Source organism: Thermaerobacter sp. FW80 (assembly GCF_004634385.1).
Lineage (GTDB): Bacteria > Bacillota > Sulfobacillia > Thermaerobacterales > Thermaerobacteraceae > Thermaerobacter > Thermaerobacter composti.
Genome location: NZ_CP037895.1, coordinates 2,531,983 through 2,544,510 on the forward strand (window position 1 = coordinate 2,531,983; position 12,528 = coordinate 2,544,510).

The 12,528-nt window shown below is 74.8% G+C and carries 9 protein-coding genes; 1 reads left to right on the forward strand and 8 read right to left on the reverse strand.

Annotated features, from left to right (window positions below; genetic code table 11):
* Positions 1–127: 127 nt before the first annotated feature.
* The 4 genes from E1B22_RS10555 to E1B22_RS10570 form a co-directional block, all read right to left on the reverse strand.
* Positions 128–1,936 carry a PLP-dependent aspartate aminotransferase family protein gene (locus E1B22_RS10555; protein ID WP_135225623.1) on the reverse strand — a complete coding sequence of 603 codons (1,809 nt, stop codon included), beginning with the start codon at positions 1,934–1,936 and terminating at the stop codon, positions 128–130.
* Positions 1,937–2,022: 86 nt separating this feature from the next.
* Positions 2,023–2,613 (reverse strand): GTP cyclohydrolase I FolE, encoded by a 591-nt coding sequence (folE, locus tag E1B22_RS10560; protein ID WP_135225624.1) that lies wholly within the window; start codon positions 2,611–2,613, stop codon positions 2,023–2,025.
* A 477-nt stretch (positions 2,614–3,090) separates the two neighbouring features.
* Positions 3,091–3,555 carry a CopD family protein gene (locus E1B22_RS10565; protein WP_243123348.1) on the reverse strand — a complete coding sequence of 155 codons (465 nt, stop codon included), beginning with the start codon at positions 3,553–3,555 and terminating at the stop codon, positions 3,091–3,093.
* Between the two features lie 161 nt (positions 3,556–3,716).
* Positions 3,717–4,157 (reverse strand): hypothetical protein, encoded by a 441-nt coding sequence (locus E1B22_RS10570; RefSeq protein WP_135225626.1) that lies wholly within the window; start codon positions 4,155–4,157, stop codon positions 3,717–3,719.
* Positions 4,158–4,305: 148 nt separating this feature from the next.
* On the opposite strand from E1B22_RS10570, the gene E1B22_RS10575 reads away from it, so the two are divergent.
* Positions 4,306–5,262, forward strand: coding sequence for a co-chaperone YbbN (locus tag E1B22_RS10575; protein ID WP_243123349.1), 957 nt, complete (start codon positions 4,306–4,308; stop codon positions 5,260–5,262).
* Positions 5,263–5,432: 170 nt separating this feature from the next.
* On the opposite strand, the gene aceB is transcribed toward E1B22_RS10575, so the two are convergent.
* The 4 genes from aceB to E1B22_RS10595 all read right to left on the reverse strand — a co-directional run bounded on the left by aceB (position 5,433) and on the right by E1B22_RS10595 (position 12,517).
* The gene (gene aceB / locus E1B22_RS10580) at positions 5,433–7,028 is read right to left on the reverse strand and encodes a malate synthase A (protein WP_135225627.1); all 1,596 of its coding nucleotides are present in this window, start codon (positions 7,026–7,028) and stop codon (positions 5,433–5,435) included.
* A gap of 542 nt (positions 7,029–7,570) precedes the next feature.
* Positions 7,571–9,043, reverse strand: coding sequence for an Nramp family divalent metal transporter (locus tag E1B22_RS10585; protein ID WP_135225628.1), 1,473 nt, complete (start codon positions 9,041–9,043; stop codon positions 7,571–7,573).
* Between the two features lie 404 nt (positions 9,044–9,447).
* Positions 9,448–10,860, reverse strand: a complete 1,413-nt coding sequence (locus E1B22_RS10590) for an FAD-binding oxidoreductase (RefSeq protein ID WP_243123350.1) — start codon at positions 10,858–10,860, stop codon at positions 9,448–9,450.
* A 181-nt stretch (positions 10,861–11,041) separates the two neighbouring features.
* Positions 11,042–12,517 carry a (Fe-S)-binding protein gene (locus E1B22_RS10595; protein WP_135225630.1) on the reverse strand — a complete coding sequence of 492 codons (1,476 nt, stop codon included), beginning with the start codon at positions 12,515–12,517 and terminating at the stop codon, positions 11,042–11,044.
* Positions 12,518–12,528: the final 11 nt, after the last annotated feature.

Genomic DNA, 12,528 nt, shown 5'->3' on the forward strand with positions numbered 1-12,528 from the left:
ACCGACCTCCCGAGATGCCAGCAGCCAAGCGCTATTTTAACCCATCGCCCCGACGAGGGAAGAGGCATCGGGACGAACGCGGCGGCCGCGGCGGGCGCCATTCGCCATCCCGACCCGCGGCGGCCTCTCACGCGCCGCGGAAGGTGGCCACGTGGCCCCGCCAGCGCTGGGCCTCCTTGTAGATGCAGCGGTTCATCACCACCGCCAGGCCGCCCTCGGCCGCGATGCGCGCCGCCTCGGGGCTGACCACGCCCTCCTGCAGCCAGAGGACCCGCGCGCCGCGGGCGACGGCCTCCCGCGCCACCGCCGGCGCGTGCTCCGGCGCCCGGAACACCACCACCACGTCCACCGGCCCGGGCACCGACGCCAGGTCCGGATAGGCCCGCTCCCCCAGGATCTCCGTGGCTCGCGGGTTGACGGGCACCACCTTGTAGCCCATGCGCTGCAGCTTCCGGGCCACGCGGTAGCTGGGCCGCCCCGGATCGGACGACAGGCCGACCACGGCCACCACCCGCGGCCGCGGGCCGCCGGGTTCGTCCACCTGCGAGCGACCGACCACCTCCCGGATCACCGCCTCGTCGTTGAGGCGGGGCACGGCCACGCCGTCGGCGACGGCCCCGTCCGCCGACGGCAGGCCGGCCGCCAGCCGCAGGGCGCGGTCCAGGTCGGCCTGGAGGTCGGCGAGCCCCTCGATGCCCACCGACAGCCGGATCATGTCGTCGGACACGCCCGCCGCCCGGCGCTGCTCCGGCGTCAGCTGCTGGTGGGTGGTCGAGGCCGGGTGGATGATCAGCGACTTGGTGTCGCCCACGTTGGCCAGGTGCGACCACAGCGCCACGCTGTCGATCACCTTGCGCCCGGCCTCCAGACCCCCCTTGACGCCGAAGACGATCATCGCTCCGAAGCGTCCCGGGCGCAGGTACTTCTGGGCCAGGTGATGGGACGGGTGGTCGGGCAGGCCGGGGTAGGCCACCCACTCCACCGCGGGGTGCTCCTTGAGCCACAGCGCCAGGGCCAGCGCGTTCTCGCAGTGGCGGTCCATGCGCACGTGCAGCGTCTCCAGCCCCTGCAGGAAGAGCCAGGCGTTGAAGGGGCTCAGGCAGGCGCCCACGTCGCGCATCATGTGCACGCGCAGCTTGGTGACGTAGGCCAGGGTGCCGAAGTCGTTCCAGTAGGAGATGCCGTGGTAGCCCGGATCCGGTTCCACCAGCCGCGGGAACTTGCCGTTGCCCCAGTCGAAGCGGCCGGAGTCCACGACCACGCCGCCGATGGAGGTGCCGTGGCCGCCGATCCACTTGGTGGCCGAGTGGACCACGATGTCGGCCCCCCACTCGAAGGGCCGGCACAGGTAGGGCGTCGCGAAGGTGTTGTCGACGATCAGCGGGATGCCGTGCTCGTGGGCGATGCGCGCCACCGCCTCCACGTCCAGCACGTCCAGCTTCGGGTTGCCGATGATCTCGGCGTAGATGCAGCGGGTGCGCTCGTTGATGGCCCGGCGAAAGTTCTCCGGGTCCGACGGGTCGACGAAGCGCACCGTGATCCCGAGGTCCTTGAAGGTGTTGGCGAACAGCTGGTAGGTGCCGCCGTAGAGGCTCGAGGAGGCCACCACCTCCTCGCCCGCCCGGGTGATGTTGGTGATGGCCAGCGTCGTCGCCGCCTGGCCGCTGGCGGTGGCCACGGCCGCCACGCCGCCCTCGAGATAGGCCATGCGCTTCTCGAAGACCTCGGTGGTCGGGTTGCTGATGCGCGTGTAGATGTTGCCGGGTTCGTCCAGGTTGAAGAGCTGGGCGGCGTGGTCGGTGTCCTGGAACACGAACGAGGTGGTCTGGTAGAGCGGCACCGCCCGCGAGCCGGTGGCGGGGTCGGGCGCCTGGCCCGCGTGCACCGCCAGGGTCTCGATGGAGTACTCGCGGAAGGGGTCACGGCGGTCGGTCACGGGGATCCCTCCTCCTGGTCGACCAATGCGGTTCCCCATGGGGCGGCGGACTCCTGCCGCAGGCCGGCCTGGGCCCGCGACGGCGGCTAGGGCCGCAGGTCGCTGCGGATGAGGGCGAACACCTCGTGCCGGCTGGCCACGTTCTCGCGAAACAGGCCCCGCACCGCCGAGGTCACCGCATAGGACCCGGGCTTCTGGATTCCGCGCATGGTCATGCAGAGGTGCTCCGCCTCGATCACCACCACCACGCCCCGGGGGTTCAGCCGCGCCTCGATGGCGTCGGCGATCTGGCAGGTCAGGCGCTCCTGGAGCTGGGGTCGGCGCGAGGCGACCTCCACGGCGCGGGCCAGCTTGCTGAGCCCCGTGATGCGGCCGTTGCGCGGCAGGTAGGCCACGTGGGCCCGTCCGTGGAAGGGCAGGAGGTGGTGCTCGCACATCGAGTAGAAGGGGATGTCCTTGACCAGCACCACCTCGTCGTGGTCCGTCTCGAAGAACACGGTGAGCTCGTCGGCGGGGTCGCGGCCGAGGCCGCTGAAGAGCTCTTGGTAGGCCTCCGCCACCCGCCGGGGGGTGTCCACCAGACCCTCGCGGGTGGGGTCCTCCCCCACCGCCTCCAGGATCTCGAGAACGGCCCGCTGGATCCTTTGCAGGTCGAACTCCTCGGCGCGTCGCGGCATGGGGCGTCTCCTTTCCGGTAGGATCACCGGCCGGCGGCGCCGGGCCGCCCGCGGCGGGAGCCGGCAGGCTCCGCGGGTCCGGCCGGTGGCCCGCGTCCAGCGGCCCGTCCGGCTTGCCCGGCGGGGTCGTCCAGCCGGCTCGTCCGGGCGGCCGCGCGGTACGCCCCCATTGTAGCCGAAGGGGGGCTCGCCAACGGGCCCCCGGTCGCGCCGATGGGTACGGGACGGGGAGGCGGTGCGGGTGGAAGGCCGCCACGGTCCGGGTCCTGGAGGCCGGAGGCGGTGCGGCACGCGGCTCGCCCGACGGGTCCCGCGGGGACTTGGCCGGCGCGGGCGCGGCTGCGGCCGGGCTGGCGGGGCTCCCGGCAGGGGCTGTCAGGCGGCCGCGCGGCTCAGGGCGGCCAGGCTGCGCGCGGCTCCCGGTGGGGGCGGCCAGGCTGCGCGGCTGCCGGCAGGGCGGCCGGCCCCCCGGTTGACTCACCCGCCGTGGATGCGGGCGACGCACCACAGCACCAGCGTGCCCAGCGCCGCCTCCAGCATCAACAGCCCCACCAGCCAACGCGCAGCCGCCGGGAACCGGTCCATGCCCCGCGGGTCGCGGAGCATCGCCGTCACCCCGAAGGCGATGGCGCCGCCGGTGAGCAGCATGCCGGCGGCACCCGCCATCTTGGCCAGCAGCAGGCGCCCGTAGAGGGTGGCGGGGAGCCGTGCCAGCGGCCAGGGCAAGGCCAGGAGCCGCGCGATGCCAGTGACGACCACGGCGAGGGCTGCCAGGGCGGCCACGCCGTGGAAGCGCCCGATCAGCTGCAGCCACAGCCGGCGTCGCAAGAGGGGCGGCTGGCCGGCCAACACGGGCGCCACCACCAGGAGCTGGTAGAACACGCTACCCAGCCACAGGACGGCTCCCAGGTCGTGGACCCAGACCCACCAGGTCCGCGCCACGGCGGCACACCCCCTGCGTACCCTACGTGGGGCCGCCAGGGGGAAGAACGTACCATGCCGCAGAGCCGCGGGCTGCACCGCAAAACCGCCCGTGCCGCCGAGCCGAGGGCTCACCGGGCGCGCCCGGGCGGGCGGCGCGGCCGCCCGCCCGGGCGCGCCGGTCATGACGCCGGCGCGGTGCCAGGCCGTGGCGGCCAGGGGCGGACGGTCAGCTCCTCGCGGTCGCCGTACCGCACCAGGTCGATGCACAGGACGGCGCGTTCCGCCTGCTCCCGGTCCGCCTCGCCGTACCAGTCGCGCACGAAGTCCTCCACCAGGGGGTCGAGGTAGACCTCCACCGCGGCCATGTCGGGCTGTGCGTCCGTTGCCGGCGCCGTCGCCGCCCCGTCCGCAGCGGCGACGGCGGGGCCGGCCAGGGGCACCGTCACCGCGCGAAACCCGCCCTCGGGCGGCGGGCCCAGGCGCACCTCCGGAGGCAGGTTGGGCGAGCAGCAACCGGCGACCAGGAACGCCTCCACGGTCAGGGTGCGGTCGAGCTCCGGCCGCCGCTTCAGTTCGCGGGCGGCGTAGGCCGCGGCGGCCGGGGTGATGGTCACGCGCACGGATCGCCACCTCCCCCCGCGGCCGGGGCCGCCGGCGGTGCCCGACGGCACCCGCCGGCGGCCCCGGCCGGCGTGACCCGCCTACCCTGTAGTACAATGTTTCCTGGCAACCGTGTCGATCGTCCACGACGAAGGAGCGTGCAGGGCGATGGCCACAGCGACGCCGACCCTCCCGCGGCCCCAGGAGGTCCCCCGCGACCGGTTCGAACAGGAGGTCCTGCAGCACAGGGGCCAGGTCCTGGTGGAGCTCTGGCGACCGGGCAAGGACACCCGGTTCTTCACGCAGGCGCTGGTGGAGCAGGCCCAGCGGCACCCCGACGTCAAGCTGGTCCGGATCAACGTCGACGAGTACCGGGACCTGATCGACGAGTACCACCGGCGCCGCGCCATCAACCAGACCTATGACCTCGCCCACGTGCCGGGCGTGGCCCTCTTCCGGAACGGCAAGCTGATCACGACGATGAAGCCGCTGATCGTCAACTCCCATCCCGACCTGATCGCCGACAACGTCCGCCGCCAGCTGGACGTCTTCCTGGCCAAGTTCGTGGAAGACGTCAAGACCTCGGTGCCCACGGACGAATCCGACGCCCCCGGCGGCGCCGGGGCGGGTGGCAAGGCTGCCGCGGCCGCCGACGACAGGGACGCCAAGGTCAAGGCCGCCCTGGAGAAGGCGGCGCGGCTGAAGGCGGAGCGGGCCAAGCAGCGAGCGGCTTCGGGCGACGGGGCGGGCGCACAGCCGGCGGCGGCCGCGCCCGGTGGCGGCCCGGGGGCGGGGGCGAAGGCCGCCGCGGCCGGCGGGGCCGCGAAGGACGCCCGCGTGCAAGCGGCGCTGGAGAAGGCGGCGCGGCTCAAGGCCGAGCGGGCCCAGCGGCAGGCGGCCGGCGCCGGCACCGCCGCCGCAGGCGGGTCCACGGACCGGCCCGCGGCGCCCCCCTCCGCCGCCCCGAAGGCCACGCCCACCGAGGGTGCGGCCGCGGCCCCGGAGCGCCGGCAGGCGGCCGCCCCGGGCGCGAAGGCCGAGGGCACAGGCCAGGAGACCGGGGCGGCGCCCGAGGCTGCCCAGGGCGGTGGCGAGCCGCCGGCCGACGAGGACCGGTCCTCGTAGGCGCCGGGTCGTCGCCGCCCGGCGGCGACGACCCGGCGCAGGCCACGGCGGGGCGGGGGCGAGGATCCGCCGATCCTCGCCCCCGCCCCGCCGCGTTCGTCCCGGCTGCCTCACGCCCCGGCCCACCCCTCGGCGTGCACCGCCGCATCCCCCAGCCCACGCCCCACGGCTCAGTCGATGCGCTCGTAGGCCGGGATCGTCAGGAACTCGATGAAGTCCCGGCTGAGGGCCACCAGCTCGAACAGCTCCCGGGCCTCGTCGAAGCGGCCGGTGCGGAAGAAGTCGTCGCCCACCGCCTGCCGGATGGCCTCCATCTCCTCGTCGGCGATCCGCCGGACCAGGTCGGCGGTCACCGTGGGCCCCCCGTCCAAGCGGGCACCGTGATACGTCCACTGCCAGACCTGGGCGCGGGCGATCTCGGCCGTGGCGGCGTCCTCCATCAGGTTGAAGATGGCGGCGGCCCCGTTGCCCCGCAGCCACGAGGCCAGGTACTGGATGCCGACGCTGACGTTGTTGCGCAAGCCGGCCTCGGTGATGCGCCCGCCGGGCACCCGCACGTCCAGCAGGTCGCGGGCCGTGACCTGGACGTCGTCCCGCTGGCGGTCCACCTGGTTGGGCCGCTCGCCCAGGACGCCGTCGAAGACCTCCATCGCCACGGGCACCAGGTCGGGGTGGGCCACCCAGGTACCGTCGAAGCCGTCCCCCGCCTCGCGGACCTTGTCCTCCCGCACCTTGGCCAGCGCCACCTCGTTGACCTTCGGATCCTTCCGGCTGGGGATGAACGCGGCCATGCCGCCGATGGCATGGGCCCCCCGCCTGTGGCAGGTCTTGACCAGCAGCTCGGTGTAGGCCCGCATGAAGGGCACGGTCATCGTCACCTGGGCGCGGTCCGGCAAGAGGAAGGCGGGATCGTGCCGGAACTTCTTGATCACGCTGAAGATGTAGTCCCAGCGCCCGGCGTTGAGCCCCGCGGCGTGGTCCCGCAGCTCGTAGAGGATCTCGTCCATCTCGAAGGCGGCCAGGATCGTCTCCACCAGCACCGTGGCCTTGATGGAGCCCCGCGGGATGCCCAGCGCGTCCTGGGCCAGGTTGAACACGTCGTTCCAGAGCCGCGCCTCCAGGTGGCTCTCCAGCTTCGGGAGGTAGAAGTACGGCCCGGAGCCCTTCTCCAGCAGACGGTGGGCGTTGTGGAAGAAGTAGAGGCCGAAGTCGAAGAGGCTCGCCGACACGGGCTCGCCGTCCACCAGCACGTGCTTCTCCACCAGGTGCCAGCCCCGCGGCCGCACCACCAGGGTGGCCACCCGCTCCCCGAGGCGATAGTGGCGGCCGTCCGGGCTGGTGTACTCGATGGTGCCCGCCACCGCGTCGATCAGGTTGATCTGGCCCTGGATGCAGTTGTCCCACGTGGGGGTGTTGGCGTCCTCGAAGTCGGCCATGAACACCCGCGCCCCGGAGTTCAGCGCGTTGATCATCATCTTCCGGTCCACGGGGCCGGTGATCTCCACGCGACGGTCCTGCAGGTCCCGCGGGACCGGGGCCACGCGCCAATCCCCCTCCCGGATGGCACGGGTGGAGGCCAGGAAGTCCGGGCGGGCCCCCGCCGCCAGCTCCTGCTGCCGCTCGGCCCGCCGCTGGAGCAGCCGCTTGCGCACCGGGTTGAACTCCCGCTGCAGGCGGGCCACGAAGGCCAGCGCCTCCGGCGTCAGGACCTGGTCGTACCGTTCCCGCAGCGGTCCCCGCACCTCGATGCCGTCCAGGGCCGCCATGCCCATCCCTCCCCGTCGCTGGGCCGCCGCCGGTCACCTCTCCACCGGCCGCAGCCGTCCCCCGCGGCGCATCCCCCTGGTGCACGCCGAGCCCGCCGGGCCCACGGGGCGACGGGGCCGCCGCCGCCCCTGGGGCCGGGCGCCGCCGGCCACCGTCGCCCGCCGCCCGGCGCGCGTTGCGCACGGCGATCCCCCGCGGCCGCCCCGCCCTCGGCCTTCGCCGCCCGTCCCGCCGTCCCTGCCGGAGGCGGCCAGCCGCCGGTCTCGGGGGGTGGACGACCTCGCCGGCGCCGTGAGCGGAACCCGTCCCGACAAGGCCGCTGCGGCCGGTCCCTCCGCGCCCCTGGCGTCGGGGCCCCCAGCCCTGCGCCCCGTCCCGCCGCCCGCGGCGAGGGCCCGGCGATCGGCGTCGCCGGGCCCCCCGCCGGCTGGTCCGCCGCGGCCGATCCCGCGGTGGGCCCTGGAGCGCTGCTGACCTGAAGCCCCCTCCCCCGGTGCCCCCGCCGGGCGTCGGCCGGGCCCGCACCGGCTCGGTGCCGACGTCACGCCCGCCACAGCTGGCCCAGGACCTGCTGCGCCGTCTGGTAGACGAAGAAGGCATAGAAGAGCGAGAGCGCCACCAGGCCCAGGCGCGCGAGCCATCCCGGCCGCAGCTCCGGCGGCAGGATCCGGGTGTTGAGCCACAGCAGCGTCAGCCCCCCGACCACGAAGGCCACGCCGGCCATGTTGGCCACCAGCAGCACCAGGGTCAGGGGGTTGTAGGCGAACAAGAAGGCCAGCCAGACCGTGACCACGGCCATGATGAGGTAGTAGACCACGCGGATGTCGTCCCGCGTCCAGCGCCCCAATCCCAGCGACCAGACCAGGTCGGTGAGGTGCCGCACCACGGCGTCGGTGGCGCTGAGCTGGGTCCCCCACAGGACCCAGAAGCCGATGAGCAGCACCCAGACCCAGCCGAGACCACCCAGGAAGCGGGAGACCGCCTCGGCCTGGATGGCCGCCACGTCGTAGGTGCCCTTCAACGGCGTCCCCGGCGCGATCAGGCCCACGGCCAGCAGCACGCACAGGTACATGCCCAGCAGGCAACCGCCGAGGTACAGCGTCCACTGCTCCCACCGGCTGTACCGGAGCCATTCGCGGAACCGCGCCAGGCTCTCGGCGGTCAGGTCGAAGATCTTCCCGGTGGTCGAGACCTGCACCTTGCGGCCGCCGATCAGGGCGGGGATGTACCCCACCTGGCCGCCCATGCCCCAGCCGCGGTCGCGCATCCAGTTGGAGGCCGCCATGTTGAGCACGCCGCCGGTGGCCGCGTAGCCGGCAAAGCCGCCGATCAGGGCCCAGTCCACGCGCCCGCCCTCGCCCGAGGGCAGGAACCCGAACTGGAAGAACCCGGCGGCGACGCGGCCCCACCACTCCCAGGGCACCAGCCAGAGGTCGAGGACGATTAGGCTGGCGAAGATGAAGACCACGGCGAAGGTCGAGACCCGCGTCAGGGTCCGCTCGACCCGCGTCCCGAAGGCGACCACCAGCATGACCAGCAGCATCGCCAGGATGCCGTAGACCAGGACCAGCCCGCGATCGGCGTCCGCGGGCAGGCGCCCCAGGTGCAGGGCGGCCAGCGCCGTGGCCGACGAGGCGGCCCACCCCGGGGACACCGAGAGGATGCAGATCAGCGCCCAGACCGGTCCCCAGAACCACCGGCCGGGCCACAGGCGCATCAGGCCGGGGATGACCGACTCGCCGGTGGCCAGGGTGTAGCGCTGGCACTCCAGGTTGAAGATCGTCTGCAGCACGGTGGCCACGGTGACGATCCACAGCAGGGCCGGGCCGTACTGGATCACCGTCCGCGGCCCCAGCAGCCACTCGCCGCTGCCGATGGAGATGCTGATCAGGATGGCGCTGACGCCGACCATCCCGAGGAAGTTGCGCAGGGTGAAGGGAGGCGGCGCAGGAAGCTCGCCCACCTCCATGGCCGGGCCGAACCCCATGGGCACGGTGCGCACGGCCTTCGCCACGGTTCACCCCTCCCGTCGCGGAGCGTCCACCCCCGCCGGCAACCCTCCAGTCGCCGCTCCGCATGCCCCGGGCACCCACCGCCAGCGGGGGCGGGCGTCCCGGCCCCGCCAGCGATCCGCCAACCCGGTGCGCATGCCACCGCCCCCGACCACCGGTCCACCCCCCTGCGACCGGCGGGCCGGGGCGTCCATCCCGCCCGCGCCGGGCTCCTCGCCGCACCCTGCGGCGGGCGCCCGGCGGGCCGACTCCTCCGCCCTCCGCGTCGGATCCCGCCCCGGTCCGACGCGACGCCCCCCGCGCCGCCGCCCCGGCGCGCCATCCCCCCTCCCCTCCTTCGGGGGCGAACCCGCCCCCGGCGGCTCGCCCCTCCCTCGCCCGACGATCTGACCCGCCCCCATCACCCTTATGACGGGACCGGCGTCCCCACCACCTTCCCCGGATTGAGGATCCCCAGGGGATCCAGCACCGCCTTGAGGGCGCGCATCAGCTCCACCGCCTCCGCCCCGTGCTCCGCTTCCAGGTACTTGACCTTGCCCATGCCGACGCCGTGCTCGCCGGTGCAGGTGCCGCCCCGGGCCAGGGCATCGCGGACGATGCGCTCGTTGACCGCCTCGGCCCGCCGGACCTCGGCCGGATCGTCGGGGTCGACCATGAAGGTCACGTGGTAGTTGCCGTCGCCCACGTGCCCCAGGATGGCGGCCTCGAGGCCGTGTTCCTCCGCCACCCGGCGGGCGAAGGCGACGGCCGCCGGCAACTGGGAGAGGGGCACGCAGACGTCCGTGGCCATCATGCGGCGACCGGGAGCCGCGGCGGCGATGGCCAGCGCCGCCTGGTGCCGCGCCTCCCACAGCCGCTCCCGGGCGGCCGGCTCGGTCTCGAAGGCGAAGTCCACGCCCTCTTCCAGGGCGGCCAGCTCCTGGGCCAGGGCCACCTCCTCGCGGACCGCGGCCTCGGTCCCGGCGAACTCGAGGAACAGGGTGGGCCGCTCGGGATACCGCGTGCCCTTGTACGCGTTGACCGCCCGGATCGTCGGGGCATCCACCAGCTCCACGCGGGCGACGGGCACGCCGGCGCGGATCAGGGCCACCGCCACCCGCGCCGCCGCCTCCACGCTGGGGAAGCTGGCCCGGGCAGCCAGGACGAACTCGGGCAACGGGTAGATGCGCAGGATGGCCTCGGTCACCACCCCGAGCGTGCCCTCGGACCCGACGAAGAGCGCGGTCAGGTTGTACCCGGCCGACGACTTCACCGCGCGGCTGCCCGTGCGGACCACCCGGCCCCCGGCGAGGACCACCTCGAGCCCCAGCACCTGGTGCTTCATGGCGCCGTAGCGCACGGCGTTGGTGCCGCTGGCGTTGTTGGCGATCATGCCCCCGATGGTGGCGTCGGCGCCGGGATCGACCGGGAAGAACAGGCCCTCGCGGGCCAGGCGCTGGTTGAGCCGCGAGCGCGTCACGCCCGGCTGCACCCGCACCAGGAAGTCCTCGGGGCGGACCTCGAGGATGGCGTCCATGCGGGTCATGTCGAGGCTGATCCCGCCCGCCAGGGGCACCGTGTGCCCCTCGAGGCTGCTGCCCACGCCGAAGGGCACCACGGGCACCCGGTGCCGCGCCGCCCATTCCAGGACCGCCCGCACGTCGTCGGTCGACTCGGGGTAGACCACCGCATCGGGCAGGCGAGGCCGGTGGTAGCTGAAGTCGTGGCTGTGGTGCTCGCGCACCGCCTGCCCGGTGCCCACCTTGCGGGGGTCGCCCAGCAGCGATCGCAGCTCGTCGAGTTGCGTCGGCGTCGGCCGGTTCAGCGACGGTGCCGGCACCCCCCTCCCTCCCTCCATCGACGGCCCGGCCCTTCCGGCCTGGACCGATCCTTGCGCAGCGCCCCCATGGCGACGGTACGCCGGCGAGCCGCTCCCCACCCGGCGCCGTCGCCCCCGGAGTCGCCGCGGGGCGCCCTGGTGAGGCCCGGCGTCCCTGGATCCGCGGGACCCGCCGGCCGCCTCAGCCGTAGGCCTCGGCCAAGACCTCCACCGTGTGGACGACGGGCAGCGACAGGCCCTCCCGTTCCAGCCCCTGCCGGATCTGCACCAGGCAGCCGATGTTGCCCGTGGCCACCGCCTGGGCGCCGCTGCGGCGGATGCTGGCCACCTTGCGCGCCTGCAGCCGCCGGGCCAGGTCGGGATGCTCCAGGTTGTAGGTGCCCGCCGATCCGCAGCAGAGGTCGGGCTCGTCCAGCTCCACCAGCTCCAGGTTCGGGATGGCGGCCAGCAGCCGCCGGGGCGCCTCCCGGACCCCCTGGCCGTGGGCCAGGTGGCAGGCGTCGTGGTAGGCGACCCGGCGGGGTGCCGGCAGCGGCCCCGGTGCGCGGGGGCCCAGTTCGTCCAGGAACTCGGCCACGTCCCGCACCCGGGCGGCCAGGGCCCGCGCGCGCTCCTCCGCCGGGTGCCCGGCGAAGAGGTGGCCGTACTCCCGCATCGCCGAACCGCAGCCGGCGGCGTTGACCACCACGGCGTCCACGTCCGCGGGAAAGGCGCGGAGGTTGCGGGCGGCCAGGCGCCGCGCCCGCTCCAGGTCGCCGGCGTGCAGGGGCAGGGCCCCGCAGCAGCCCTGGACCGGCGGCACCACCACCTCGACGCCGTTGGCCGCCAGCACCTGGGCGGTGGCGCGGTTGATCCGCGGCGCCAGGACCTGCTGGACGCACCCGACGAGCAGGGCGACGCGGGCCCGGCGACGGCCGCGGGCGGGGATGACGCGGGGCAGCGGGTCGGGCGGAGGCACCCGGGGTGGCGCCAGCTCCAGCAACGCCACCAGCTGCCGCAACAGCCGCCGGAGCGGGCTGGAAGCCTCGGCCGCTCCCGCGGCGGCCACCGCCGGGGCGAACCCCGCCGCGGGATCGACCGATCCGGGGGCGACTGGCGAGCCCGCCGCTTCGCCGCCCGCACCCCCGGCGGCGGCCGTCCCATCGGCGGCGCCGGCCGTCGGCGAGTCACCGGCGACGGCGGCCGCGGACCCCCGGGGCTCGGCCGCCAGCCGCCCCAGGGCGCCCCGGAGACGGGGCCCGACGGCCGCCGCCAGCCGCACCGCGCGGCGGAACCGCCGGGGATCGGTCAGCGTGGCCAGCAGGGCGAACCGCAGCCACCGCTCCGTCCGCGGCCGGGGGGCCTGCGCCTCGCGCAGGGCCCGGAAGGGGGTCAGCAGCTCGCCGTAGCGGACCCCGGAGGGGCACGCAGAGACGCAGGCGAGGCAGCCCAGACAGCGGTCCACGTGGGCGGCCACGCTGCCGCCCACGGGGATGCGCCCCTCCAGCGCCTCCTTCATCAGGTAGATGCGCCCGCGGGGCGAGTCCATCTCCTCGCCCAGCAGCAGGTACGTGGGGCAGGCGCTCAGGCAGAAGCCGCAGTGGACGCAGGCATCGACCGCCGCGGCCATGGCGGGGCCGGCGGGCCCCAGGCGGTCCACCGGGATCTGGTGCTGCACGGGTCAGCCCC

Coding starts and splice junctions, on each gene's coding strand:
- folE (WP_135225624.1), bottom strand. CDS start 2,613: ATGCCGCGACGCGCCGAGGAGTTCGACCTGCAAAGGATCCAGCGGGCC.
- E1B22_RS10575 (WP_243123349.1), top strand. CDS start 4,306: ATGGCCACAGCGACGCCGACCCTCCCGCGGCCCCAGGAGGTCCCCCGC.
- aceB (WP_135225627.1), bottom strand. CDS start 7,028: ATGGCGGCCCTGGACGGCATCGAGGTGCGGGGACCGCTGCGGGAACGG.